The organism is Geobacillus stearothermophilus ATCC 12980 (assembly GCF_030369615.1).
In the GTDB taxonomy this organism is placed as follows: domain Bacteria; phylum Bacillota; class Bacilli; order Bacillales; family Anoxybacillaceae; genus Geobacillus; species Geobacillus stearothermophilus.
In genome coordinates this window covers 362,825-387,901 of sequence record NZ_CP128494.1, presented here as the reverse complement: position 1 = coordinate 387,901, position 25,077 = coordinate 362,825, and the positions used below count along the sequence as shown (strand labels likewise).

26 protein-coding genes, 6 pseudogenes and 1 riboswitch are annotated in these 25,077 nt (G+C 52.2%); of the genes and pseudogenes, 19 read left to right on the top strand and 13 right to left on the bottom strand.

The annotated features are described in order from the left end of the window. Positions 1-85: 85 nt before the first annotated feature. On the bottom strand, positions 86-874 hold the full coding sequence (locus QSJ10_RS02055; protein ID WP_033013941.1) for a YfkD famly protein: 789 nt from the start codon (positions 872-874) through the stop codon (positions 86-88). A gap of 141 nt (positions 875-1,015) precedes the next feature. Then, the gene (cax, locus tag QSJ10_RS02050) at positions 1,016-2,068 is read right to left on the bottom strand and encodes a calcium/proton exchanger (RefSeq protein ID WP_033013951.1); all 1,053 of its coding nucleotides are present in this window, start codon (positions 2,066-2,068) and stop codon (positions 1,016-1,018) included. A gap of 151 nt (positions 2,069-2,219) precedes the next feature. On the opposite strand from cax, the gene QSJ10_RS02045 reads away from it, so the two are divergent. After that, the gene (locus QSJ10_RS02045; protein ID WP_049624346.1) at positions 2,220-3,353 is read left to right on the top strand and encodes an MFS transporter; all 1,134 of its coding nucleotides are present in this window, start codon (positions 2,220-2,222) and stop codon (positions 3,351-3,353) included. 93 nt (positions 3,354-3,446) lie between these two features. Further along, a complete protein-coding gene (locus tag QSJ10_RS02040; protein WP_049624342.1) occupies positions 3,447-3,593 on the top strand; it encodes a BH0509 family protein in 147 nt (48 codons plus the stop codon). A gap of 229 nt (positions 3,594-3,822) precedes the next feature. Here the strand turns inward: QSJ10_RS02040 and QSJ10_RS02035 are convergent, their stop codons facing one another. Beyond that, positions 3,823-4,644: a YihY/virulence factor BrkB family protein gene (locus tag QSJ10_RS02035; RefSeq protein ID WP_375153655.1), complete on the bottom strand. Its 822-nt coding sequence runs from the start codon at positions 4,642-4,644 to the stop codon at positions 3,823-3,825. 39 nt (positions 4,645-4,683) lie between these two features. Then, positions 4,684-5,172: a low molecular weight protein-tyrosine-phosphatase gene (locus QSJ10_RS02030; RefSeq protein ID WP_033009583.1), complete on the bottom strand. Its 489-nt coding sequence runs from the start codon at positions 5,170-5,172 to the stop codon at positions 4,684-4,686. Between the two features lie 203 nt (positions 5,173-5,375). On the opposite strand from QSJ10_RS02030, the gene QSJ10_RS02025 reads away from it, so the two are divergent. From QSJ10_RS02025 to QSJ10_RS01990, 8 genes are all read left to right on the top strand, one after another. Next, the gene (locus QSJ10_RS02025) at positions 5,376-5,600 is read left to right on the top strand and encodes a DUF1128 domain-containing protein (RefSeq protein ID WP_049624340.1); all 225 of its coding nucleotides are present in this window, start codon (positions 5,376-5,378) and stop codon (positions 5,598-5,600) included. 127 nt (positions 5,601-5,727) lie between these two features. After that, positions 5,728-5,834, top strand: a riboswitch (SAM riboswitch). A 122-nt stretch (positions 5,835-5,956) separates the two neighbouring features. Then, positions 5,957-6,664: a phosphoadenylyl-sulfate reductase gene (locus tag QSJ10_RS02020; protein ID WP_049624339.1), complete on the top strand. Its 708-nt coding sequence runs from the start codon at positions 5,957-5,959 to the stop codon at positions 6,662-6,664. Positions 6,665-6,679: 15 nt separating this feature from the next. Then, positions 6,680-7,753, top strand: a complete 1,074-nt coding sequence (cysP, locus tag QSJ10_RS02015) for a sulfate permease (RefSeq protein WP_049624338.1) — start codon at positions 6,680-6,682, stop codon at positions 7,751-7,753. Positions 7,754-7,784: 31 nt separating this feature from the next. Beyond that, positions 7,785-8,945, top strand: coding sequence for a sulfate adenylyltransferase (gene sat, locus QSJ10_RS02010; RefSeq protein WP_053532234.1), 1,161 nt, complete (start codon positions 7,785-7,787; stop codon positions 8,943-8,945). Positions 8,946-8,957: 12 nt separating this feature from the next. After that, positions 8,958-9,569 (top strand): adenylyl-sulfate kinase, encoded by a 612-nt coding sequence (gene cysC / locus QSJ10_RS02005; protein ID WP_033009577.1) that lies wholly within the window; start codon positions 8,958-8,960, stop codon positions 9,567-9,569. A gap of 152 nt (positions 9,570-9,721) precedes the next feature. After that, the gene (gene cobA, locus QSJ10_RS02000; RefSeq protein ID WP_033013949.1) at positions 9,722-10,498 is read left to right on the top strand and encodes a uroporphyrinogen-III C-methyltransferase; all 777 of its coding nucleotides are present in this window, start codon (positions 9,722-9,724) and stop codon (positions 10,496-10,498) included. Positions 10,499-10,508: 10 nt separating this feature from the next. After that, the gene (locus QSJ10_RS01995) at positions 10,509-11,255 is read left to right on the top strand and encodes a sirohydrochlorin chelatase (RefSeq protein ID WP_033009575.1); all 747 of its coding nucleotides are present in this window, start codon (positions 10,509-10,511) and stop codon (positions 11,253-11,255) included. Between the two features lie 70 nt (positions 11,256-11,325). Further along, positions 11,326-11,610, top strand: coding sequence for an acylphosphatase (locus tag QSJ10_RS01990; protein WP_033013948.1), 285 nt, complete (start codon positions 11,326-11,328; stop codon positions 11,608-11,610). Between the two features lie 83 nt (positions 11,611-11,693). On the opposite strand, the gene QSJ10_RS01985 is transcribed toward QSJ10_RS01990, so the two are convergent. Beyond that, a complete protein-coding gene (locus tag QSJ10_RS01985; RefSeq protein ID WP_033013938.1) occupies positions 11,694-12,479 on the bottom strand; it encodes an arginase family protein in 786 nt (261 codons plus the stop codon). 196 nt (positions 12,480-12,675) lie between these two features. Between QSJ10_RS01985 and QSJ10_RS01980 the strand changes: the two genes are divergently transcribed. Then, positions 12,676-13,023: a YojF family protein gene (locus QSJ10_RS01980; RefSeq protein WP_025949074.1), complete on the top strand. Its 348-nt coding sequence runs from the start codon at positions 12,676-12,678 to the stop codon at positions 13,021-13,023. A 13-nt stretch (positions 13,024-13,036) separates the two neighbouring features. Then, the gene (gene bshB2, locus QSJ10_RS01975; RefSeq protein ID WP_033013937.1) at positions 13,037-13,690 is read left to right on the top strand and encodes a bacillithiol biosynthesis deacetylase BshB2; all 654 of its coding nucleotides are present in this window, start codon (positions 13,037-13,039) and stop codon (positions 13,688-13,690) included. Between the two features lie 160 nt (positions 13,691-13,850). Here the strand turns inward: bshB2 and QSJ10_RS01970 are convergent, their stop codons facing one another. The 4 genes and pseudogenes from QSJ10_RS01970 to QSJ10_RS01955 form a co-directional block, all read right to left on the bottom strand. Next, a complete protein-coding gene (locus tag QSJ10_RS01970; RefSeq protein WP_033013936.1) occupies positions 13,851-14,492 on the bottom strand; it encodes a precorrin-2 dehydrogenase/sirohydrochlorin ferrochelatase family protein in 642 nt (213 codons plus the stop codon). A gap of 151 nt (positions 14,493-14,643) precedes the next feature. Next, positions 14,644-15,213: a PX domain-containing protein gene (locus QSJ10_RS01965; protein ID WP_033013934.1), complete on the bottom strand. Its 570-nt coding sequence runs from the start codon at positions 15,211-15,213 to the stop codon at positions 14,644-14,646. 203 nt (positions 15,214-15,416) lie between these two features. Continuing rightward, positions 15,417-15,788 (bottom strand): DnaJ family domain-containing protein, encoded by a 372-nt coding sequence (locus QSJ10_RS01960; protein ID WP_033013933.1) that lies wholly within the window; start codon positions 15,786-15,788, stop codon positions 15,417-15,419. Between the two features lies 1 nt (position 15,789). Beyond that, positions 15,790-16,020 (bottom strand): annotated as a pseudogene (locus QSJ10_RS01955) (EAL domain-containing protein); the annotation flags it as partial. A 417-nt stretch (positions 16,021-16,437) separates the two neighbouring features. Between QSJ10_RS01955 and QSJ10_RS01950 the strand changes: the two are divergent. The 5 genes and pseudogenes from QSJ10_RS01950 to QSJ10_RS01930 all read left to right on the top strand — a co-directional run. Continuing rightward, positions 16,438-16,890 carry a C40 family peptidase gene (locus QSJ10_RS01950; RefSeq protein WP_049626124.1) on the top strand — a complete coding sequence of 151 codons (453 nt, stop codon included), beginning with the start codon at positions 16,438-16,440 and terminating at the stop codon, positions 16,888-16,890. A gap of 329 nt (positions 16,891-17,219) precedes the next feature. Beyond that, a pseudogene (locus tag QSJ10_RS01945) lies at positions 17,220-17,711 on the top strand (rod shape-determining protein); the annotation flags it as partial. After that, a pseudogene (locus QSJ10_RS01940) lies at positions 17,700-18,017 on the top strand (recombinase family protein); the annotation flags it as partial. The pseudogenes QSJ10_RS01945 and QSJ10_RS01940, both read left to right, overlap by 12 nt. After that, positions 18,018-19,223, top strand: coding sequence for an RNA-guided endonuclease InsQ/TnpB family protein (locus QSJ10_RS01935; RefSeq protein WP_053532232.1), 1,206 nt, complete (start codon positions 18,018-18,020; stop codon positions 19,221-19,223). A 65-nt stretch (positions 19,224-19,288) separates the two neighbouring features. Then, positions 19,289-19,732: pseudogene (locus QSJ10_RS01930) on the top strand (rod shape-determining protein); the annotation flags it as partial. A 113-nt stretch (positions 19,733-19,845) separates the two neighbouring features. Here QSJ10_RS01930 and QSJ10_RS01925 read toward each other — a convergent pair. Further along, positions 19,846-20,184 (bottom strand): annotated as a pseudogene (locus QSJ10_RS01925) ((Fe-S)-binding protein); the annotation flags it as partial. Between QSJ10_RS01925 and QSJ10_RS01920 the strand changes: the two are divergent. After that, a complete protein-coding gene (locus QSJ10_RS01920) occupies positions 20,129-21,532 on the top strand; it encodes a LutB/LldF family L-lactate oxidation iron-sulfur protein (protein ID WP_412729474.1) in 1,404 nt (467 codons plus the stop codon). The pseudogene QSJ10_RS01925 and the gene QSJ10_RS01920 overlap by 56 nt on opposite strands. After that, complete coding sequence (locus tag QSJ10_RS01915) at positions 21,529-22,251, top strand: LutC/YkgG family protein (RefSeq protein ID WP_033013930.1); 723 nt, start codon at positions 21,529-21,531, stop codon at positions 22,249-22,251. Before QSJ10_RS01920 ends, QSJ10_RS01915 begins: the two co-directional genes overlap by 4 nt. Before the next feature lie 50 nt (positions 22,252-22,301). Here QSJ10_RS01915 and QSJ10_RS01910 read toward each other — a convergent pair whose 3' ends face one another. The 3 genes and pseudogenes from QSJ10_RS01910 to hutP form a co-directional block, all read right to left on the bottom strand. After that, positions 22,302-23,234: a D-2-hydroxyacid dehydrogenase gene (locus QSJ10_RS01910; protein WP_053532229.1), complete on the bottom strand. Its 933-nt coding sequence runs from the start codon at positions 23,232-23,234 to the stop codon at positions 22,302-22,304. A gap of 23 nt (positions 23,235-23,257) precedes the next feature. Continuing rightward, positions 23,258-23,944 (bottom strand): TerC family protein, encoded by a 687-nt coding sequence (locus QSJ10_RS01905; RefSeq protein WP_033013946.1) that lies wholly within the window; start codon positions 23,942-23,944, stop codon positions 23,258-23,260. 549 nt (positions 23,945-24,493) lie between these two features. Further along, positions 24,494-24,941 (bottom strand): annotated as a pseudogene (hutP, locus tag QSJ10_RS01900) (histidine utilization transcription antiterminator HutP). Between the last annotated feature and the right edge of the window lie 136 nt (positions 24,942-25,077).

The following is a 25,077-nucleotide window of genomic DNA, read 5'->3' as shown; positions in this document are numbered from 1 at the left end:
ACGCCGCAGAGGCAAGCGCATCATCGGCCATGCGCATAAAAAAGAGTCGGGCCCAAAACGCGCCTGCTTTTTGGGCCCGACTCTTTTATCGCGGCTGCTCGCTGACGACATAGGACATATACAGCCGGTCTTGCACCGGAATCCATGCCCCGACCCCTCTTGTCGTCACGTTTTTGACGACGATTTTCTTTTTGTTTCCTTTTAAGACGATATACACTTCCCCGTACGTCACTTTCCCTTTTTCATTCACAGCCGGAGCATACGCATACAAATAGCCCATTTTTTTCGCCGGCACGTTGTACGGCTGATCCTTTTTCGTGCCAAGACCGACAACGGTGCTGAAAGCGAGCGGTAAATTTGTTTTTTCCATGGCCTTGTTCAACATCATCCGTTTGACGGCGTCTTCATTCGGCACTTTCACCGTCAAGCCGCCACGGACGTATTTTTGCATTTCCTGTTTGTAATACAGTTTTTGTGCTGTGTCGCCGCCGCGGTTGTCGAGAAAATTCGTATTGACCTTTTGATACTCCCAATTTGTTGATGTTTCGAGCGATTGGTAGTTGAGTGGCCATTGGCCTAAATAAATCGTCGCCCGGTAGCCGATGGCCCACGGCGCGTTCGTTGCCGAAGATTCATTAAAGAGATGAACCAATTCAGGATTCTCAATGTTCACATTGGCTGATTTCAGCAGCTGTTTCGTAAACGAGCTTGGCTCTAGATGCGGCAAGTCTTGCGTTGGATTCGGGTATGTGTTCTCTTTCGAGATATCGATCACCGCACCGGGCGCCGGCTTTCCGGAAGCCGCCAATGTCGGGAACGCTGCCGCATACAGAAGCAGTGCGCTCGCAAACAGCGAAACCGCCCATTTTTTCATCGCATTCGCTCCTTTCTATCTCATATTCACTGTTATTTTCCGTCAAAACGCACCGTTTATCCGTGACAGTGAAAATTTCTTCCGTCCCGGCGCCGTTCCTCTGTCCAAAAAACCCGAGCGCCAACCGCCCGGGTGAATCCGTCAAAGCAAATAAAAACCAATGCCCATAATGATATAGGCCGCCAGCAGCGTCGCCCCTTCAAACCAGTTCGTATCGCCATCGTTGGACAATACGATCATCAAGAGCACCGAAGCGGCCATCGCGACGAGTTCGGGAAGTGAAAAGACAAGCGGCATTTTTTCCGGAAACAAAAGCGAAACGAGCACAAGCACCGGCGCGACGAACATGGCGATTTGCAAGGTCGAGCCGACGGCGATCTCGACGGCGACGTTCATTTTATTTTTGTATGCCATCATGACAGCCGAAGCATGCTCCGCCGCATTGCCGACGATGGCGACGATGATGATCCCGATAAACAGCTCGCTCCAGCCAAACGACTCCGCCACGGTTTCGAACGTATGGACGAGCCGCTCTGACAAGTAGGCAACCGCGAGCGTAGCCAGTGCCAAAATGGCGGTCGCTTTTCCTTTTCCCCATTCCGGCTCCTCATGTTCTTCCGCTTCGTCCGATTTATGCTGGTATACGCCGCGGTGGGTGACAAGCCGGAAGTAAAGGGCAGCGATGTAAAGCAAAATCATAATAATCGAAATGCCGACGCTCAACGCAAGCCGTTCGCCGCCGTCCATTTGCATTGTAAACACTTCCGGAATGACAAACGCGACGAAAATGGCAAACGTCAGCAGCCCGGCGTTATGGCGGGCGTCATAAATATTGAATTCTTGCCGTTTATATTTCAAACCGCCGACAAAAAACGATAACCCGGCAACCAACAGCAAATTTCCCAGCACCGAGCCGGTCAAGGAGGCGAGCACGACATCCACGAGTCCGGCTTGCAAGGCAAAAATCGAGATGATCAACTCGACCGCATTGCCAAAGGTGGCGTTTAACAGCCCGCCGATGCGCGGTCCGGCGACGATGGCCAAACTCTCTGTCGCCCGCCCCATATAGCTGGCGAGCGCAATGATCGTCAAACAATACAGCCCAAACATCAAGACGGTCGGCCAGTGAAGAAAGCCGCCGATTACTGACACCGGCACGCCGATCCATGCCATCCAGGCAAACAACCTGTTCATTTGTGTTTCTTCCACCTTTCCCATCAACATTTTTTCGTTGCATTGATCGTTGCTTGTATGTACGATGGAATACGGGCCAGCCGTTCCGCCGTGAAAAGACGGATTCTGTTTGTTCGCGGACTGGCCAATTTAAAGAAGTGAGGATATGACGATGCGTTTTGCCATTTTAACTGCGGTCGTGGCCATCTCTGGCTTATCCCAAGGAATGTTGCTTCCGCTGTTAGCCATGTTGCTTGATGAACAAGGCGTCCCTTCGTCCGTCAACGGGGTGCATGCTGCTGCTCTATATATCGGCGTGCTGGCCATTTCACCGTTTCTGGAGCGTCCGTTGGTGAAGTATGGGTATCGACCCATCATTCTCCTTGGTGGTTCTATTGTAATATGTTCGCTTACTCTTTTTCCACTTTTTTCTTCATTTTTTATTTGGCTGGCTCTCCGTTTTTTGATCGGCGTCGGCGACCATATGCTTCATTTCGCGACGCAGACATGGATCACCGACTTTTCGCTGCCGGCTAAGCGCGGGCGGCGTCTGTCACTGTATGGTTTGGCATTCGGCCTTGGTTTTACAGCCGGCCCGCTTCTCGCTTCGCTCGCCTCGATCAATGAGGCGTGGCCGTTTTATTTGGCCGCTCTCCTCAGTTTCAGCGGATGGGTGGCCGTCTTTTGGCTGCCAAAAGAAAAACCGAAGCCGTTTGAACGCTCTTCCTCAGCCGCCGGCCGGTGGGTCGGTGCATGGAAACATGCATGGCCAGCGCTCTTGCTGCCGCTTGCCTACGGCTTTTTGGAAGCGTCCCTTCATTCCGTGTTCCCGCTGTATGCCTTGCGCAAGCAGATGAGCGCCGAACAGATCGCCTTCATTTTGCCGTTTTTCTCGTTAGGCGGCATCGTCTTTCAGCTCCCGCTCGGGGCGCTCAGCGACCGGTTCGGGCGGCGGGCGGTAATTCGTTTTGCCTTGCTGGCCGGCGCCAGCTGTTTTTTGGCCGTGCTCACGGTCGGTGCGTCCACTGTCGGGCTCGCTGCCTGTCTGTTTGCCGCCGGCATGTTTACTGGCTCCCTTTTTTCCCTTGGCATTGCCTATATGACCGACTTGTTGCCGAAAGCGCTCCTCCCGACCGGCAACTTGTTGTGCGGAATGCTGTACAGCCTCGGCAGCATGGTGGGCCCGCCCCTTGCCGGAAGCGCCGTCGATGCGGCAACGAACGCCTTTTTTCTGACGGTCACCGCTGTTCTTCTCATCCCCGCCGTCTGCCTTGCCGGACGGAAGGAACAGGAAAAAGCGGCTTGACCGCTTTTTTAATTGACCATTTTATTTTTGCTGTTATATAATAAAAACAAGATAACAAGTTACTGTTTTAAAACAGAAAAAGGAGTGGCGATGATGAGCAGAGCAGAACGGAAAAACATGATCGAGTTTATCGAAAAAGTGCGGGGGTTGTCGCGGGAAGAGCTCGCCTGCATAACTGACGCCGAGATCGAGTACATTTACGAGCGGTATTACTACCATCATGAAGAAATTGTGGAGTAAAGCGCCGTTCGCTGACCGCCCCAGCGAAAAAGGTGTCCCGCATTGGGACACCTTTTCTAATGATAGCCGTTTTGGCCGTTGGCGCTGCCGCTCGTTTTATGTTTCGGCCTGTTTTTCCCTTTTTGCTTCGTACCCCCGTCTTTTTTCGTGTGCTTCGTCATCGCAATCCCCCCTGTATCAAAATCCCCCGCATCGTTACGTTATCCGGTTTGCGGAGCATTTATGCACATCAACGGAGCCGCTTTCTTCCTTCACGTTCACAATCGAAAATGGCGTTCATTTCCCCTCCTAACACGAGAATCATGCCCGATAAATAAAACCAAATCATCAGCACAATCATCCCGCCGAGACTTCCGTACATGGCTGTATAGTCAGCAAAATGGTTGACATAATAGGCAAACGCCCATGATATCGCAATCCAGCCGGCGGTGGCGAACAAAGCGCCGCGCACGACATTGACACAACGCAGCTGTTTGTTCGGGGCAAAATAATAAAGGGCGGTAAAAACAACAAACAAGATGATCACGCTCGTCACCCAGCGAAATGTGTTCCATATCGTCAAAAACGGCTGCGACAACCCGAGGGTGGAAAACAAAAACAAACCGATCATCCGCCCGAATACCGGCAATACAAGCATAACGATAATGACCGCGATCATCCCGATCGTCAGCACAATCGACAGGCCCCGCACAACCCAAAACGGACGGTCCTCTTGTACGTCATATGCGCGGTTTAACGCCCGCATAATGGCGCTCATGCCGTTCGATGCCGACCAAATGGCGCCGATAATGCTTAACGACAGCAGCTTTCCGTTTTGCTCATCCATCAGACGGTGGACATTCGTCTCGATCAGATGAAGCGCTTCTTTCGGCGCATACTGCCGCACAAGCATAAGCACATCTTCGTGCGGGATCGGCAAGTAAGCCAGCAGCGTCATTAAAAACAATAAAAACGGGAACAACGACAACAGAAAGTAATACGCCAATTCCGCCGACAGCCGCGGAACTTCATCCTCCGTAAAGCGCCGGGCCAACTCGCGGATGAACGTCATATCCACCAACACGGGTCGCCCTCCTTTTCCGTTTTTTCATCATTTTCTTTCCCTAGGGGCCAGCCGATGATCGCGGACGATCGCGTCAAGCAAATGCTCGCAGCCGGAGCGAATCAAGCGGTACACTTCGGCAAAATTCCCGGTATAATACGGATCCGGCACATCGTCTTTTTCCCGATCCGGGACAAAATCAAGCAGCCGGGCGATCACCGCCGGCGAATTCGGCCCGGCGAGCCGGCGCAAATCGCTCAAATTGGCGGCGTCCATGGCGATGATGTAATCAAATTCCTCCAAGTCGCGGCGCCCGACTTGCCGGGCGCGGATGCCGGAATAGTCAATGTCGTTTTCACTCAAAATCCGCCTTGTCCCCTCATGCGGCGGCTCCCCGACATGCCAGCTGCCCGTTCCCGCTGAATCAACGACAATCTGTCCGTCAAGCCCCCGTTCGTTCACCAAATGACGGAATACCGCTTCCGCCATCGGCGAACGGCAAATGTTGCCGAGGCAAACAAACAACACTTTGACCATCGAAGCAGCCACTCCTTTCCATCCCGTTTTCTTGGCATTAGTTTTCCCTTTTCATCCAAGCGCTTGATAGCTGCTTTCTAGCAGCTCGTGCACATGCACCTATATTTTACCACCTAACGCTGGCGCGGACTATATTGCCTCTCCCCTTTTTCACCGCCGGTGTGGTACAATACATGATAACCTGCCACGAAAGGAGCGAAACCATGGATTTATCGAAACCGTCCGCAGAAAACGTCGAATATATCGTTGAACAACTGAAGAAAAAATTAAAAGTGCTCAATTTTGATGCGATTAAGCCGGCCCATTTTTCCGAGGCATGGTATGACGAACTGAAAGACATTTACGACATGGTCATGAAGCGTGAAACGTTCAGTTCAAGCGAAATACAGGCCATTGTTGAGGAGCTCGGAAGCCTGCGCAAGCGGTAATCCTCTCCTTCCGTCACCGGATGGAAGCATCGCGAAGCTGCCTATGTATATAAAAAAATTCCTATCGAAAAACTAGGATTGACATTAGCGCCAATTGTGTTAAAATTTAATCAATATAAATTACATACGCTTATCAAGAGCGGGGGAGGGACTGGCCCGATGAACTCCGGCAACCTGCCGCGTTTGGCAAGGTGCTAATTCCAGCAAAATGGGATCCATTTTGGAAGATAAGGCGTCCCTCGTTCTTCCGCTCTTTCCGAAATGGAAGGGGCGTTTTTATCGCCAGGCTGCCCGTTGCCGGATGAATATCCGACTAATTATGTTGATTTTCTTTGTTTTTTAAGGAGGGGGAAACGATGCTCACATATGACCAATGGGAAACGGCCGAAAAACCGTCTTTTCCGTCCGATGATGAAACGAAAGGGGCGTTGGCTGTCCTTGCTTGGGCGTACCGCGAATACGGCGATGACATTGTCTATGCGTGCAGTTTTGGCATTGAAGGGATTGTGCTCATTGATTTGATTTTCCAAGTCAAGCCGGATGCGGAAATCGTCTTTTTGGATACAGGGATGCATTTCCAAGAGACGTACGACACGATCGCGAACGTACAGGAAAAATACCCGTCGCTCCGCATCGTGATGAAACAGCCGCACTTGACGCTGGAGGAGCAGGCTGCACAGTTCGGCGATGAACTATGGAAACGCGATCCGAACAAATGCTGTGAGTTGCGCAAAGTCATTCCGCTGCGGGAAGTCTTGACCGGCGTCACCGCCTGGATTTCCGGCTTGCGCCGCGAACAGTCGCCGACGCGGCGCCATGTCGAGTACATCAATAAAGACGACAAATTCCGCTCCATTAAAGTGTGCCCGCTCATTCATTGGACGTGGAAAGACGTTTGGAATTACGTATATAAACAAGGTCTTCCGTACAACGTGCTCCATGACCGGGGCTACCCGAGCATCGGCTGCGCCCCTTGCACAGCGCCGGCATCGGATCCGAACGATTTGCGCTCCGGGCGCTGGGCCGGCCAGGGGAAAACGGAGTGCGGGCTCCATCTCACATAAGGGGAGAACAACGATATGCTCCTTGCCATTGCCTTTATTGTGTCCTTTTTCTTCGCCATGAACATCGGGGCGAGCGGCGCGGCCGCCTCGATGGGCGTCGCGTACGGGTCGGGCGCCATTCCGAAAAAGTCGATGGCCCTCCTTCTTTGCGGCATCGGCGTGTTTCTCGGCAGCCTTGGCGGCGGAGAAGTAGTGAAAACGATCGGGTCGGGCATTATTCCGTCTTCGATCCTCACCGTCAAAATCGTCGTCATCATTTTAACGGCGGCGGCCATTTCACTTTTTGCGGCGAACATCATGGGCATTCCGCTCTCGACGAGCGAGATCACCGTTGGATCAGTCGTCGGCGTTGGCATCGCCTATCAGGCGTTGTACTTTCATAAGCTGCTGTTTATCGTGTCGGTATGGATCGTGATCCCGATCGTCGCCTTTTCGTTTACGCTGGCTGTCGGCAAATGGTTTTTGACGCTCAAGCGAAAATATCCGCAGCTTGAACAAGGGCGCTGGCAAAAAACATTCATGGCCTTGCTCGTTGTCACGGGCTTTCTCGAGGCGTTTTCCGCCGGCATGAACAATGTGGCCAATGCCGTCGGGCCGCTCGTCGGCGCCGGGCTGATGGCGGTCGGGCCGGCAACTATCTTCGGCGGCTTGTTTGTCGCTGCCGGCGCCCTGTTGCTTGGGCATCGCGTGTTAGAAACAAACGGAAAGAAAATTACAAACTTCTCCCCGTTTGAAGGAATCGCCATTTCCGGCACGGGAGCCGTGCTCGTCATCATTTCGTCGCTGTTTGGTTTGCCTGTTCCGCTTACGCAGATTACGACATCGGCGATCATCGGCATCGGCACGGCGAAAAGCGGGATGTCGATTTGGCAAAAGCGGATTGTCGTGCAACTGTTGAAAGTGTGGTTTGTTTCGCCAATATTTTCCCTTGTCATTTCGTACAGCCTTGTGAAACTGTTGCTTGACAGCGATGTTTACACGGTGATTGCCATCTTCAGCGTCTGCCTGGCGACGCTTGGCGTCATCAGCTTAAAAAAAACAGTCGCCGAAGAAGAGCGTTCGCTTCATGAACATGGCGGCGGCATTTAATGAACATCTATCAATCTAGGAGGTTATGAACATGAGTTTGAGCATTCCGCATGGCGGCACATTGATCAACCGTTGGAATCCGGATTACCCAATCGATGAAGCAACGAAAACGATCGAGCTGTCCAAAGCCGAACTAAGCGACCTTGAGCTGATCGGCACAGGCGCCTACAGCCCGCTCACCGGGTTTTTAACGAAAGCCGATTACGATGCGGTCGTAGAAACGATGCGCCTCGCTGATGGCACTGTCTGGAGCATTCCGATCACGCTGGCGGTGACGGAAGAAAAAGCGAGTGAACTCACTGTCGGCGACAAAGCGAAACTCGTTTATGGCGGCGACGTCTACGGCGTCATTGAAATCGCCGATATTTACCGCCCGGATAAAACGAAAGAAGCCAAGCTCGTCTATAAAACCGATGAACTCGCTCACCCGGGCGTGCGCAAGCTGTTTGAAAAACCAGATGTGTACGTCGGCGGAGCGGTTACGCTCGTCAAACGGACCGACAAAGGCCAGTTTGCTCCGTTTTATTTCGATCCGGCCGAAACGCGGAAACGATTTGCCGAACTCGGCTGGAATACCGTCGTCGGCTTCCAAACACGCAACCCGGTTCACCGCGCCCATGAATACATTCAAAAATGCGCGCTTGAAATCGTGGACGGCTTGTTTTTAAACCCGCTCGTCGGCGAAACGAAAGCGGACGATATTCCGGCCGACATCCGGATGGAAAGCTATCAAGTGCTGCTGGAAAACTATTATCCGAAAGACCGCGTTTTCTTGGGCGTCTTCCAAGCTGCGATGCGCTATGCCGGTCCGCGCGAAGCGATTTTCCATGCCATGGTGCGGAAAAACTTCGGCTGCACGCACTTCATCGTCGGCCGCGACCATGCGGGCGTCGGCAACTATTACGGCACGTATGATGCGCAAAAAATCTTCTCGAACTTTACAGCCGAAGAGCTTGGCATTACACCGCTCTTTTTCGAACACAGCTTTTATTGCACGAAATGCGAAGGCATGGCATCGACGAAAACATGCCCGCACGACGCACAATATCACGTTGTCCTTTCTGGCACGAAAGTCCGTGAAATGTTGCGTAACGGCCAAGTGCCGCCGAGCACATTCAGCCGTCCGGAAGTGGCCGCCGTTTTGATCAAAGGGCTGCAAGAACGCGAAACGGTCACCCCGTCGACACGCTAAAGGAGGAGCGAGATGAGCACGAATATCGTTTGGCATCATACATCGGTGACAAAAGAAGATCGCCGCCAACGCAACGGCCATCATAGCGCCGTCCTTTGGTTCACCGGCCTGTCCGGATCCGGCAAATCGACGGTGGCGAACGCCGTCTCCAGACGGCTGTTTGAGCTTGGCATTCAAAATTACGTTCTCGATGGTGACAATATCCGCCACGGGCTCAATAAAGACCTCGGCTTTTCCGCCGCCGATCGGACAGAAAACATCCGCCGCATCGGCGAAGTCGCCAAACTGTTTGTCGACAGCGGCCAGTTCGTGTTAACGGCATTCATTTCGCCGTTTGCCGAAGACCGGGCGCTCGTTCGCCGCTTAGTCGAGGAAGACGAATTCATTGAGATATATGTCAACTGCCCGATTGAGGAGTGCGAGAAGCGCGATCCAAAGGGGCTGTATCAAAAAGCGCGCCGCGGGGAAATCCGCGAATTCACCGGCATCGATTCGCCGTATGAAGCGCCGGAAGCGCCGGAGCTGACCATCGAAACGCATCGTTATTCGGTGGACGAATGTGTCGAGCAAGTGCTCGCGTATTTGCGGGAGCGCGGATTCATCCCCGCATCGGAAACCCATTAACGATACCGTGTCTCCCACTCGAAAAAAGAGTGGGAGACGATTTTACAAAGTCGTTTTCATGCCACGGCCAGGCGTTTACAATGAACATCAACGGAACGTTTGCGCTGCTGCCGGCAGCTGACGGGATCACGACAGAAAGGGCTGAAACAACGATGGGGAAAGTATATTTGGTCGGGGCCGGCCCCGGCGATCCGGAACTCATTACCGTCAAAGGGTTGAAATGCATTCAACAAGCCGACGTCATTTTGTACGACCGCCTCATTAATGAGGACTTGCTGGCATATGCCAAGCCAGACGCTGAACTCATTTTTTGCGGCAAGCTGCCCGGCTACCATGCTATGCAGCAGGAAACGATCAACCGTTCACTCGTTCTGCATGCAAAAAAAGGAAAAACAGTTGTCCGTTTAAAAGGCGGCGATCCGTTTGTGTTCGGGCGCGGCGGTGAAGAGGCGGAAGCGCTCGTTCAGCACGGGATCGAGTTTGAGATCGTCCCTGGCGTCACATCGGCCATCGCGGCGGCCGCTTACGCCGGTATTCCTGTCACCCATCGCGAGTTCAGCTCCAGCGTCGCCTTTGTCACGGGGCATCGCCGCGACGGAACCCGCGAAGACATTAAGTGGGAAAGCCTCACCAAAGGCATTGATACGATCGCCATTTACATGGGCGTCCACAATTTGCCATACATTTGCGGTCAGCTGATTAAATACGGCAAGGCGCCGGATACGCCGACGGCGATCATTCAGTGGGGAACGACCCCCATCCAGCGCACGGTCACCGGCACGCTGGCGACAATCGCCGCTATTGCCGCCAAAGAACGCATCGAAAATCCAAGCATGGTCATCATCGGGGATGTCGTCCGGCTGCGCGCCAACATTCAATGGTTTGAGCGGTTGTTGTCATCATCGGCAGCCGCTGGCGCCACCTCGTGAGGCAATGGCGATGGAAGCCATTTTGTACGTCAGCCACGGCAGCCGGGTTCCGGCTGCGCGCCGAGAAGCAGCCCGCTTCGTTGAACAATGCAAGGCGGCCATCGACATCCCGATTCAAGAACTGTGCTTCGTTGAGCTGGCTGAGCCGGATATTGCGACCGGCGTTGACCGTTGCGCCGCCCAAGGGGCAACCCGTGTGATCGTCATCCCGTTGCTGCTTCTATCCGCCGGACATGCCAAACAGGACATTCCGGCTGCGCTTAAAGCAGCGAAACAGCGCCATCCGTCTTTGGAGATCGTCTGCGGAGCGCCGTTTGGCGTCCACGATGCAATGATTGACATCATCATCGACCGCATCGGCGAGCAGCCGGCGCCGCTTGACCATGAATCAATGGTTCTGCTGATTGGCCGCGGCAGCAGCGACCCGGATACGAAGCGCGACATCGCCGCTATCGCCCGGCGCTTGCAAGAAAAAACGAGCGTGCCGCACGTTGACGTTTGTTTTCTCGCCGCCATCCGCCCGACGCTTGACGAAGGGTTCAAGCGGGCGCAGGCATCCATATACCGGCGCGTCTTTATCGTGCCGTATTTGCTGTTTACCGGCGTTTTAATGAAAACAGTCGAACGGAAGCTGCAAGCGATGCCTGTTTCCGATCAACAGTGGCATTTATGCTCATACTTAGGGTATCATCCGCGGCTTGTAACGCTCATTCAACAACAGGTGCAGGCGCTGTCGGCAGCGAAAAAAGGAGCTTGAGCAGACAAGCTCCTTTTTTCATGGTATGATGGAAGCGAAGCGACCGCAGCGAAGGAGGGCTTCAATCATGATGAAACGGGTTCATGTCATGGTCGAAGGGCGCGTGCAAGGCGTCGGGTTTCGCTATTTCGTCCAACACGAAGCGCTCAAACGCCAGCTGACCGGCTGGGTGAAAAACAACGATGACGGGACGGTGGAGATGGAAGTCCAAGGGCATGAAAGCGCGCTCCAACTGTTTTTGGATACGATTGAAGCCGGCACGATGTTTGCCAAAGTTTCCCGCATGCACGTTGAGCCGCGCCCCGTCCGCCCTGACGAAACTAAGTTCCGCATTGTGTACGGAAGCGGCATTTGACTGTTGCACCGCTTGGATCTATTCCCAGCGCAGACGTTGTCCGTCTGCCGTCAAGCGCTCTTTCCACCAATGAAAAAGCGGGATCACCATCCGTCCTGCTTAAGCCGGCCGCAATGCGGCGCCGCATATTGAAAACACGTCTCCAAAATGGCCGTATTCGCACGCTCATTTTTTTGCTGCGCTTCACGGCAAAACGGATGGAATACATCGACAGCCGCTTGCGGGTACTCCCCGCATATGTCCACGCCGAGCACTTTTTTATAGAATAGCAGAAGGCGCAAACAAGCGAGCAGCCGGGAAAGCGGCATCATCCCCTGATCCCAGTTCGTCACGGAGTCTTCGCGGCGCAGCGCATCTTTATCAATGCTGATATAGACGCTCCCGGTCGGAATAGCGTCCAAAAGCGCCGTCGGCCATTCATCGTGATCATCGAAAGGAAGAACTGTAATCTTTGGAGATAAACGAAGATGGCTTGGAGAACATGACGGACCAACAATGATGACTTTTTGCAGCTGCGGATGTCCGAGTGCGTAAGCGACCCACGAGCCGCATGAAATGAGGCGGTCGCTCCCCCCTTCGGCATCGGTATGATGGTCAAACAAGACGAGCGTAAACGGCTCTTTCATCTCCTTTATGAGCAAATAGCTTACATAATGGAAGTTGCCGTTCCCGATTAAAACCGCTCCGCGCATCCGCCGACGGCGCAGCCGCCGTTCGATTTCGGCGAGAGCCTCCCCGCTGCAATACAAATTCGTCTCCGGCACATCCGACAGATCGATCCATTCGTGCGGAAAGCGGAACAATCGCTTTTGCGGCCGGTAAGTGCCGTCAAAATTGAGCATCGTGACACCATTGCCTTGAAACCCCATTTCTCCTCACCCTTCCTTTCGCTGAATCGTTGTTCAACGCCTCTCAGGTGCGGATGAGTCCAAGCTGTGTCCGTTCTTCATTATACAATGAAAGACGAAATATTTCCGTTCCTATATACAATGAAAGACGAAATATTTCCGTTCCTATGCCTTGGTCATGTACAATAATAGAAAACAGCTAAAGGAGGGACCCCGCGTGCAGCCGATTGACGCCGCCGCTGTTCAAGAGGCGTTGGATCGCTTCGCCAATCGCGACGTATACATCCATTTGGAAACGACGAACGGGGCGTACGCCTCTCATCATAACGAACGATTCTTTTCCGCCGGCGCTTACATCCGCAACGCTCGCATCCGCTTCACCCGCGGCAAAATCACCGGCCCGGGGCCGTACCGCGTCGGGCTGAAGCTTCAAATCGGCTGGGTGTACGCCGAAGGGCTGACCCATTGGGAATGGACGAACGAAGGACAATTGTTGTTGGCCGGACACGATTACGAAGGGAAACTGGCTGTCGCTCTTGAGCTGAGCGACACGCCGTTCGCATAAGGAGGGGCTTGCGATGAAGGAACGACACGTACTTGTTGTGTTTCCCCACCCGGATGATGAGGCGTTTGGCGTTTCGGGCACCATCGCCCAGCATGTGCAAAGCGGCACACCGGTGACGTACGCCTGCCTGACCCTTGGGGAAATGGGGCGAAACATGGGCGTGCCCCCGTTTGCCAACCGTGAAACGCTTCCGCTCATCCGCAAGCAGGAGCTGGAAGAAGCGTGCCGCGTTCTCGGCATTCGCGATTTGCGCCTGCTCGGGTATCGCGACAAAACGGTCGAATTTGAGGATGAAAACGAACTCGCTGACCGGATTGCCGCCATCGTGGCAGAAACAAACCCGTCGCTCGTCATCACGTTTTACCCCGGCTACAGCGTTCACCCTGACCACGATGCATGCGGCGCTGCAGTCATCAGCGCCTTGACGCGCTGGCCGAAAGAAGAACGACCGACCGTCCATTGTGTGGCGTTTGCGAAAAACTGTGAACAAGATCTTGGCCAGCCAGACGTCATCCGCGATGTCAGCACGGTGATCGAGACGAAGCTGGCCGCCATCCGCGCCCACCGTTCGCAAACCGAAGGGCTGATGCAGGCAGCCTCCAAGCGCGGCGATGCGCTTGCCTGGCTCAAAACAGAGCGGTTTTGGACGTACCGTTGGGATGATTGACCTGCCTAACCCGCCTTGAACAAGGTGTCCATCCCGATGAGGACACCTTGTTTCCGCGTTCACCGAAACCCCGCCGAGCCGCTGAACCAGCTATCAACTTCCGTTGTACAACTAAAAAGCGGCCGGTCAGTGAACGCATCGACAATATACATCGGAATGTTCATGGCTCTTTCCCTCTTTCCCCGTTTCGTTCTTTTTCGTTCACCAATAGCTGGGCCAACTCTTCATCCCATCGGCCCCGCTGCCGGAAAGACTCAGCAGCGAGCGCCCGAAACAGCCGCTTTCGTGCGGCATCGTCCGCCACCTCACGCAAAATGATATCGCGGGCCTTCTGCAAAAATTGAAGATACGGCTCATACTCTTCACCATACTTCTCCTCAAGCTCGCGGCGGATGCGGCGGGCAAGCGCCGGACTTGCCCCCCCGGTCGACACGGCAATGGTGAGTGGACCGCGGCGGATGACAGCGGGAACATGAAAATCACACCGTTTCGGGTCATCCACGACATTTACGAGTTGGCCGGGCGCTGCTGCTTGCGCCACCGCTTCGTTCACATTCCGGTCGTTTGTCGCCGCAATGACAAGAAACGCTCCTGCCAAGTCGTCTTCAGCGAACGTTTTCTTACGCCAAACGATCTCTCCTTTGGCCGCGAGCGCTTCAATGTCCGGCACCGCCTCCGGGGCGATTACCACAACGTCCGCTTCTGCTTCAAGCAAACCGTAAACTTTCCGCGCCGCCACCTTCCCGCCGCCAACGACGACCGCGCGGCGGCCGCGCACATGAAGAACAATCGGATACCCCACGGCGCAACCCCCCATTCCGGCATCCATCAGGCAGACTGAGTCGGTTTCTGCGCACAAACAGGCGCAATCTTCCCCGACCGCCTGCCTTGGCTGACAACAAAAAGTAAAAAAAAGAAGCCGTGCATCGAACACGGCCTTTTTCTTCATTATATCATCCTTGTTTCACTTCTTGAAGCCATTTCGCCAACCGTTCATTTTTCTTTTTCATATGCTCAAGCCATTGCGGGAGCAGTTTTTTCATGGCCTCCTGATCATTGTTCTCCATCGCTTGCCTCGTTTGTTCATGAAGCTGATGAAGCTGTTGTTTTTCTTCTTTCGTCATCCACCGTTTCATTTTATGCAACTGTTTCAGCTCTTGTTTAAACTGTTCTTTGGTGATTTTTTTATTGGCCAGCTGATCGATGAGCCGGTCAAACGCCGCTTCACGCTCTTTTTTCATCTTTTTGCACTTTTCTTTAATGGCCTGTTTCACGTTCTCATCGTTCAACTGCTGACGCAACGCGTTCCGCTCGTCGAGCACTTTTTTCCATTCATCTGCCTGTTCAGGCGTATACGTTTGAACCATCTCCATCCACTTTTGCTCATCCAATCTGTCGTGCTCCCACATATGGCCGACCGGCAGATGCACATCGGCTGCCTCTCCTTTATAGCTGCCGGCAGCCACCCATGACGGCATCGCCAGCATGAGTGAAGCAAAAAAGGCAATCCATACGTTTCTCACGATGTTCACTCCTTTTCCTTTCACTTACCATTCACCCACGACTAGACAGCTGGGATTCATCATCCGCTTTTGCTCTTCTTCGCGCCGCCTCCTTTCCAACCATTTACTCCTCCCCTATTTTCCCCGTTTTTTGGATATCCTTGCATAAAAAATGGGAAGACCTACAAAAACGAGGTCCTCCCCTTCATGTTGAAAAAAAACGTTTAGCGAAATTTCTCTTCAATACGCCGCCCATAGTCGCGCAACGCCTTCGAGTTTGCCGGTTGCCGTTTTTTCATCAGTTCGGAAAAACGAAGCTGTTTTTCCGTCCATTTTTTCGTAAGTTCCTGCTTTTTCTCGTCATCCTCGCAGCAACGAAGCAAGTCCTCGAGCGTCAAAAGCTCTTTGCGCAACTCCGCTTCTTCCCTCACATAGCCGGCGTTTTTCAGCAACAAATACCCGAGCCGCAGCTCCTCTGGAATGCGGGAAAGGTCTTCAATCTCAAGCGGTTTGCCGAAGCCGGGCAAGTTGTCAAACTCGCCGTTTTTCATCGCCTCGCGAATTTTCTCCTCGGCGATGCGCCAAAATCCGTCCATTTCACGTCAACTCCTGCGCCCGCCGCCTCGCATGCTGCTCTTTCAAAAAGCGAACAAACTCATCATACGGAAGCGGTGGGGAAAAGTAGTAGCCTTGCGCCTCATCGCACCGTTTTCCTTGCAAATAGGCCGCTTCGGTCTCCGTTTCGACCCCTTCGGCCAACACTTTGACACCTATATTATGCCCGAGGCGGATGATCGCCGGCAAGATGACATCTTTTTTTCCTTGAATGCTCCTTCCCCATTCATCCGTTGTCGGATGCTGTTCCATCGCAAACCGGCCGTGGAACGCCTCTTCGATCTCTGGAAAATGGCGGCGGTAAACTGTCCCAGGTGGAACCGCTTGTTCCTTTTCGCCGTCGATGCGGCCGTTCCGATTGTAGTCAGTCGCTGGCACTGCCACGAAATATATATAAGTTGGAACTTTGTTTTACATCCAGTAGAGCGCCCGCTGCATTCTATCAAAATGACTTGTTATGAAGGAAAACGGAATCGAACAATCGGAAAATCTTTATTGCAACTTAATATATATTTGTAATCACACTGTAACATTATTTAATTCAACTGTAAAAAAAAAGACTGTTTTCCTCTGTTATACTGTAATCAAACAACGTCGAATGGAAAATGATTTTGTCGGGGGTTCGGGAAAATGAAAAAATGGCTCACTCTTGTTTCTGTAGCATTCATCGTTCTTTTTTCCTGCTTCTTTGTAAGCACTCCCAGTTCTGACGCAGCCGCCAACAAGACGAGGCTGATCGCCGAGGCCAAAAAACTGGTCGGCACTCCGTATCGGTATGGCGGCACAACGCCAAAAGGATTTGACTGCTCCGGATTTGTTTACTATACCCATAAAAAAGTCGGCGTCACGTTGCCGCGCGCGTCCAAAGAAATGTATAAAAAAGGAAAATACGTACATAAATCGAAATTGCAGCCAGGGGATTTGGTGTTTTTTGACACTTCGAAACAGACAAAAGGCGTCTCCCACGTTGCCATCTATATTGGGAACAATCAAGTTATTCATGCCGTTTCCCGCGGTGTCAAAATCGACAGCTTAAACAGCAGCTATTGGAAAACAAGATATGTCGGAGCCAAGCGTCTGTAGCGGTTCATTGCAAAAGCTCTCTGTCGTATTAAGCGCGCTTAATAGGCAGGGGGTTTTTATTATGCCAAAAAAGCGGCCCTCCGAAACCGGAGGGCCTAATATATATTCATAGGGGATCGGGGGAATACCTGGAAACGTTACGCTATTATTTATTTCCTCCCTTTTCGTCTTTTATACATGAAAACAAAAAAATTTTTTATGATCCCCAGCCGCAACGGCTGCCCCCTCCCGTTTCGACAATATGGACATAAAGCCGCGGCTCTTGTCGAATGGTATAGATGATGACTAGTTGTCCGTTCATCGATTTTTGACAAAGGCAGGTGTTTCCGTTGTTCGCTTCCTCACAGCTGGGCGTTGATTTAGGGACGATGAATGTCAGGCTGTTCAGCCAGACGAAAGGGCTTCTGTTTGACGAACCAGCAACGGTCGCCTATAACCGCCAGGCGGACAAACTCATGGCAATCGGCCAAAAGGCAAAACAAATGATCGGCAAGACTTCTCCCCATGTTGAAGTGACGTATCCATTGCGAAACGGCGTGATCGCTGATTTTGACCGCGCCAAGGCGCTGTTGCAGCAAGTCTTCAAACAGTTCGGCCTCGCTTTCAAAAAACCAGACATCGTCATGAGCGTCCCATTCCACGCCACCTCCGTCGAGCGCCGCTCTTTTTACGAAATCGCCAAACATTGCGGAGCAAAGCATATTCATTTTATTTAGGAACCCGTCGCAGCCGCCATTGGCGCGGATTTGCCGGTCGGCGAGCCGGTCGCGAATGTCGTCGTCCATTTAGGGGCCGGCAAAACGGAAGCTGATGTAGCAAGTGGAATTTCCTTTGAGAAACGAAAAGATTTTTTTAAGATGTTAGATGATATTATTGATGGAAAAGTTGAAAGAGTGGTTATTACCTATAAAGACAGATTAAGTCGTGTTGGGTTTGGTTTGTTTGAATATTTGTTTAAAAAATTTAATACTGAAATCGTTGTGATTTCTGAAATTGGTAGTGAAAAATTAGATTCTCAAGAAATATTTGAAGAAATAGTAAGTTTATTGCATTGTTATTCGATGAAACTGTATTCATCTCGAAAGAAAAAGAAAATTCAAGAGCTTATAGAAAAGGAGGTGGAATGATTGTTTGCCATAAGAGTAGAGCAACATCAAATCAAACAAACTCATTCACTATGGAAGATGTGTGATGACTTATGTTTCAAATCAAAGAATTTATACAATTATGCTAATTACATTGTTAGACAAGAGTTTATAAATAACAATGAATGGATTCGTTATAATTCATTAGATAAGATGTTGAAACACGAACAAGTTTATAAAGAATTACCTGCTCAAACATCGCAACAAATATTAAGATTACTAGATAAGAATTGGAAGTCATTTTTTGAAGCTATAAAGGATTGGAGTAAAAACAAAGAAAAATATTTAGGTAAACCAAAGTTGCCTAAATATAAAAAGAAAAATGGGCGTAATGTTGTGATTTTTACTAATCAACAATGTAAGATTAAAGATGGATACATTAAATTTCCTAAGACCAGTTTAAAGTTAAAGACAAAAGTTATAAAGGGTTTGCAACAAGTGCGAATTGTACCAAAGGGTAGTATTTACATAATTGAAGTTGTTTATAAAAAAGAAATTCCAGATATGATTCATGAAGGTAATCGTGTTGTAGGTATTGATTTAGGATTAAATAACTTTGCAACTATTGTAAATAACATCGGTGAAACGCCGATTGTTATTAATGGCAAGGGTATCAAATCAATAAATCAATACTATAACAAACAAAAAGCGTATTTTCAAAGTATTTTAAAGAAACAAAATGGATTGGATTGGAGTAAAAGACTAGAAAAAATAACATTAAAACGGAACAATAAAATTAAAGACTTCATGCATAAAGCAAGTAGATATGTTGTAAATTACTGTATTAATAACAATATTTCAACTATTGTAATAGGTAATAATAAAAATTGGAAACAAAATATTAATTTAGGAACAATAAATAATCAAAATTTTGTGCAAGTACCTTATGATATGTTTATAAATCAATTAAAATACAAATGTGAAGAAGTTGGGATTAAGTTAATAGTAACTGAAGAGTCTTATACAAGCGGAACATCATTTTTAGACGGAGAAGCTCCAACCAAAGAAAATTATAATAAAAACAGAAGAATTAAAAGAGGTTTATTTAAATCCAATAAAGGGATTTTAATAAATGCAGACGTGAATGGAGCTTATCAAATAATTAAAAAAGTATCTCCAAATGCTTTTAACAAAAGCTATGGAGTAGAGGCTGTGGTGTTACAGCCATCTAAGATATCCGTATCTTAGTAAAGAGTAATGTTTTTTATTATATTTCTTTAATATTTTTTACCATTTTTAACATTACTCATAACATTAGGCAATACGTCCGCCAGCGCTACAACATGTTAATCGGGGAACAGACAGCCGAGCACGTCAAACTCGAAATCGGCAGCGCCCCAGGAACGATCGTGGATCAGTCGGTAACGATCCATGGCCGCGATTTTGTCACCGGCTTCCTCAAAGCGGTTTCCTTGGACCCAACCGAAGTGCAAACCGCCCTCAAAGAATCGCTTTGGCAAATTGCCGAAGCCGTTCGCGCTGTTCTTGAAGAATGCCCGGCCGAACTGAGCGGCGACATCATCGACCGCGGCATCGTGCTCACCGGCGGAGGCGCCTTGCTGCATGGCATCGAGCAATGGCTGAGCACGGAACTGCACGTGCCGGTGCATGTCGCGCCCAATCCAGCTGAAGCGGTCGCCATCGGCACGGGGAAGGCGCTCCAGGCGATGCCAAAGCGCCTCGATGCAGCGCTGTAGCTCATTTCCAACTCCCGATCATTGAATCAACTCAAAACCCCCGCGCCATCGCGGGGGTTCTTGTTAGACCAGCTATGGGCATTCCTGGCACGGAGAGGCCGCCCACTGTGGTGTTAGGACGTCTGCCGAATGCGCTCCTCCCCTTGCGTTGCTTGTGCTCCCTCGGCGGCCTCAAGCAGCAAATCCACAATATGGACGGCGCGGACGCTTCCTGACAGCCCGGCCCGTTCAATGCCAAGCTTCATTTGTAGCAAACACCCCGGGTTGGCGATGACGATCGTCGTCGCTTTCGTTTGTTTCGCCATTTCCATTTTGTGGTCTAAAATTTGCATTGACATCTCCGGTTCCACAAGGTTGTAAATGCCTGCCGATCCGCAGCAGCGGTCAGCATCGTTCATCTCGCGGAACTCGACGTCGTCAATCGCCCGCAACAAACGGCGCGGGGCGGTCGCCGGCATGCAAGACCGCGGCTATGTGCGGCGGCTTGGCGTCATCGAAGAGCTCGGCCATTGGGAAGAGTGGCGGTCGCTTGCTGAACAAATCCGCAAGCATACGCTCGAAAACTTGGACTTTTATTTAATGCAACTCAGCGAAAACGTTGCCAAACGGGGCGGCCACGTCTTTTTCGCCCAAACAGCCGAAGAGGCGAACGACTACATCCGCCGCGTCGCTTTGGAAAAGCAAGCGAAAAAAATCGTCAAATCGAAATCAATGGTGACAGAAGAAATCAACTTAAATCCGGTGCTTGAGGCCATCGGCTGTCAAGTGGTCGAAACCGACCTCGGTGAGTACATTTTGCAGATTGACGACCATGACTCGCCGTCGCATATCGTCGGTCCGGCGCTCCATAAAAACAAAGAGCAAATCCGCGATGTCTTTCAACGGAAGCTGGGCTATACGAAATCGTCCGACCCCGTTGAGCTTGCGCGCCACGCCCGTGAAATGCTGCGGCGCGACTATTTGACGGCTGACATCGGCATCACCGGCTGCAATTTCGCCATCGCTGAATCGGGATCGATCACGCTTGTGACGAACGAAGGCAACGCCGATTTGGTGACCGCATTGCCGAAAACGCAAATTACCGTCATGGGGATGGAGCGGATCGTGCCGACGTTTGAGGAGATGGAAGTGCTGGTGAGCATGCTCACACGAAGCTCTGTCGGGCAAAAACTGACGAGCTACATCACCGTTCTCACCGGTCCGCGCGATGCAGGCGACGTCGACGGTCCGGAAGAATTCCATCTCGTCATCGTCGACAACGGGCGTTCATCAATTTTAGGCACGGAGTTTCAACCGGTGCTGCAGTGCATCCGCTGCGCGGCTTGCGTCAACGTCTGCCCGGTCTACCGCCATATCGGCGGCCATTCGTACGGTTCCATTTACTCCGGCCCGATCGGCGCGGTATTGTCGCCGCTGTTGGGCGGTTACGACGACTACAAGGAGCTTCCGTACGCGTCCTCCCTTTGCGCCGCCTGTACGGAAGCGTGCCCGGTGAAAATTCCGCTTCATGAGCTGCTTATCAAACATCGCCAAATCATCGTGGAGCGCGAAGGAAAAGCGCCGGCCGCAGAAAAATTGGCGATGAAGGCGTTTCGTCTCGGGACCGCCTCACCGTCATTGTACCGGTTCGGCACGAAGTTGGCACCAAGCGCCTTCGCCCCGTTTGTCGAAGACGGGCGCATCACAAAAGGCCCCGGCCCGCTCAAAGCGTGGACGGAAAGCCGCGAATTTCCGGCGCCAAGCAAAGAGCGGTTCCGCGATTGGTTTCGCAATCGCCAAAAAGGAGGGAATCCATCATGACGCGTGGCACCATTCAAAACCGCGAGGCGTTTTTGCAAACCATCGCCGAGCACCTTGGGAGAAGCCCGCGCCTGTCCGGCGTCTCTCGGCCGCAATGGGATTATGCACCGCAATGGACGGTGTTTGCCGGCTATAGCCAAGACGACTTGCTGAACGTGCTGCAAAAACAATGCGGATTGATCCATACCGATTACATCGAGACGACAAGCGCCGAACTTGCCGGCGCGCTGAGGCGGCAAGTGGCCGCCTATGGCGGCGGTCCGGTCATCGTGCCGGATGACCCGCGCTTTGCCGAGTACGGGCTGTCCGCCTTGCTTCGCGACGAATGGCCCGCGGAACAAACGACCGTCCATATTTGGAATCCGGCGCTTGGACGCCAAAACATTGACGCCGCCGAGCAGGCGAACGTCGGCATCGTCTTCAGCGACATTACGCTCGCGGAATCAGGGACAGTCGTGTTGTTTTCGCGCAATGAACAAGGGCGGGCCATTCACTTTTTGCCGAAAACATATATCGCCATCGTCCCGAAAAGCACGGTCGTGCCGCGCATGACGCAAGCGGCGGCGGTCATTCACGAGCAAATCGAAAAAGGCGGGCTCGTCCCGTCGTGCATCAACTTCATCACCGGCCCAAGCAACTCGGCCGACATTGAAATGAACTTGGTCGTCGGCGTCCACGGGCCGATGAAAGCGGCGTATATCGTCGTCACCGACCGTTGACCAAAACGAAACGGTGCCCCTTCTTGATATCATGGGGCACCTTTTTTCCTTCAATATTGCCGGCTGACATCGACCGCATTGGCAAGCGGTTCGCCGGTTTCGATGCAACGGAGCGTGTCTAAAATGCTTTGGGCGGCGTCTTCGGCTGACGTGAGCGCCGCGATATGCGGAGTGATGATGACATTCGGATGAACCCAAAGCGGCGAGTGCGGCGGAAGCGGCTCTTCTTCAAACACATCAAGCACCGCGAGGCGGACGTTTCGATTTTCGAGCGCGCCGACAAGCGCCGTCTCCTCGACCGTCGCGCCGCGGCCGACATTGATAAAGCCTGCATTGTGCAGGCAGGCAAAAAACGTCTCGTCAAAGAGATGATGCGTTTCCTCGGTGAGCGGAAGGGCCGCGATCACCCAATCAGCGCAGGCAAGCGCTTCCCCCGCCTCTTCATGGCGGTAAACAGCCGAAAACGTCGGCGTGTCTCGGCCGCTTCGCGAGACGCCGATCGGGGAAACCCCAAATAAACGAAGCGTTTCCGCGATGCGCCGGCCGATTTCGCCCGTGCCATAAATGACAACCCGCTGTTCGCCAAGCCGCTTCGGAGCGAACGGCTTCCACTGCCGCTGCTCTTGATGCCATGCATAAACGTCATGGCATTGGGCGTCGCGCAGCAAGTAGCTGAGACAATATTCGGCGATCTGCTCGCCGAGCGAGCCGACCGTCCGCGTCAGCAGCACATCCTTCTTCCATTCCCGCTTCCATAAAAACGCGTCAACGCCCGCGCCAAGCGAATGCACCCAGCGCAAGTTGGCAAGCGAAAACGGCCCGGCCGGCCGAAAGCCGACGTACGCATCCGCCCAGACGAAATCATCGTCCGTCAGTTCTTCCTCCGCCACAAAGCGAAACGCTTTATCGGGCCGCTTGTCCGGAAGAAGGGCGGCAAGCTCGGCATAAAGCCTTCCCGTCACGAGAATGCGTCGGATGTTCATGGCATCACACCACCCCCAACCGCTCAAATCAACGTCCCTTCTTCACGCTCGGCTCTTTTATTCGTGATGTAGCCGGCAGACACGACCAAAATCGTCACGCCAGCGGCCACCGCGTAGACGAACGGTCCGTAAGAAAGGTGAAACCAATGCAATACCCCTTCATCCCCTGCCATCATCTTTCCGGCCGTCCACGCCAAAATGCCCGAGCCGACGTATGCGATCCAACGATGTTTTTCCATCACATGGACGATCGCTTTGGAGCCGAAAATCATGATCGGGATGCTGATGGCGACCCCAAGCGCTAGCATGCCTAGATGCCCTTCCGCCGCCCCGGCGACGGCGACGACATTGTCCAAGCTCATGACCGCATCGGCGATGATGATCGTCATGATGGCTTTCAGCAACCGGTCTGCCGCTTGCACTTTGACCTCCTCCTCCCGCTCAACAAGCACTTTATAGGCGATCCAGACAAGCAGCAAACCGCCCACAAAGTGAACGAACGGGATGTTGAGCAAAAAGACGATGACCGCCGCAAACAAAATGCGGAGCAGCACCGCCCCCGCCGTTCCCCATACGATCGCTTTGTTCCGCTGGTCGTTCGGCAGCCGCCGCGTCGCCATCGCAATGACGACCGCATTATCCCCCGACAAAATGATATCAATTGCAATAATCTTCCATAACGCCAACAGCGCCGCGGCAGAAATAGTCAACAAAAGCCCCCCTCTCCCCTTTGCTTTTCTTCTTCATCATACTGCAAATTTCAGTGGGGGACAACTATCAACCCATCCACTGCCTCACTGGAAATCAACCGAAAATCTCGGATGAGATGATACACAATAGGCGATGATCCCGCTGCCTACACTGACACTGAAAGCAGAAGCTTCACAAGTCCATCTCGTGAAAAGTCGCAGAAAACGGACTCTCTTCTCGAACGGACTTCTCTTTCAGCCGAAAGCAGTGGGTTTGGAGAAATCGGTCATCTTTCACCAACCTTTTTGGCTGCGCTTAGCCAACATTCGTCTCCCGTTTTCTAAAGAGACGTGAATGGACGGTCCAAGGCCCATGAAGTCGTCTCTAAAAAAAGGATGAAGTCCGTTTGCACTTCTGGGGAGTTGCAAGCCTCCACTTCAAGCGTGAGCGAAGTGGGGGTAGTTGACTGGTTTTCCCAATCAAGCTCCTTTCCCAATTAAAAAGGAGGCGGCCTGCCATATGGCAGTGTTCGCCTCCTCATGACTCATCGCTCTAGGCATGGAGCGTGCTTATATATGATTGATTCCAAGCCCCGCCGCCTCGTGCTCGAGCCCGCGCACCGGGGCGCCGATCGTCCCGTACAACTCAACGGCGATCCATTCCCCTTCGTTCGGCTGTTTATACGGCATGCCGCGCACGACGGCGAAACGAAGGCCAGCGGTTCTCAACAAATCTCCCAGCTCTACCTGCCCCCCTCGTCACGCCATGCACCGCCTCTAAAATCGCATGGTATAAGGCGTGCATCTCGCGGTACAAGCCGCCGTCCACCACTCCATGCCGCTTTGCCGCCGTCTCAATCGCCGCGACGATTTTGTGCGGCTCCATCGCCCCGACCCGCCCTTGGCAATAGCGCCACGAAAGCGCCTCAAGCTGGCTCAAGACCGGGCCTTCCTCCCCCTCATCCAGCATCGCCAGCAGCAACGCCTGCCGGCCGATGCGCGCTTGTCTTGGTTCCATGGCTTCTACACACCTATTGGTCTTTTTTTCTATTGTATGATGACAATGAAAGCGATGTCAATGATGGATTTCCATTTTTTAGTTCATTAAAACAGTAACAGGATGAATGATCGCCGTTGATGCCTCTGGATGAAAA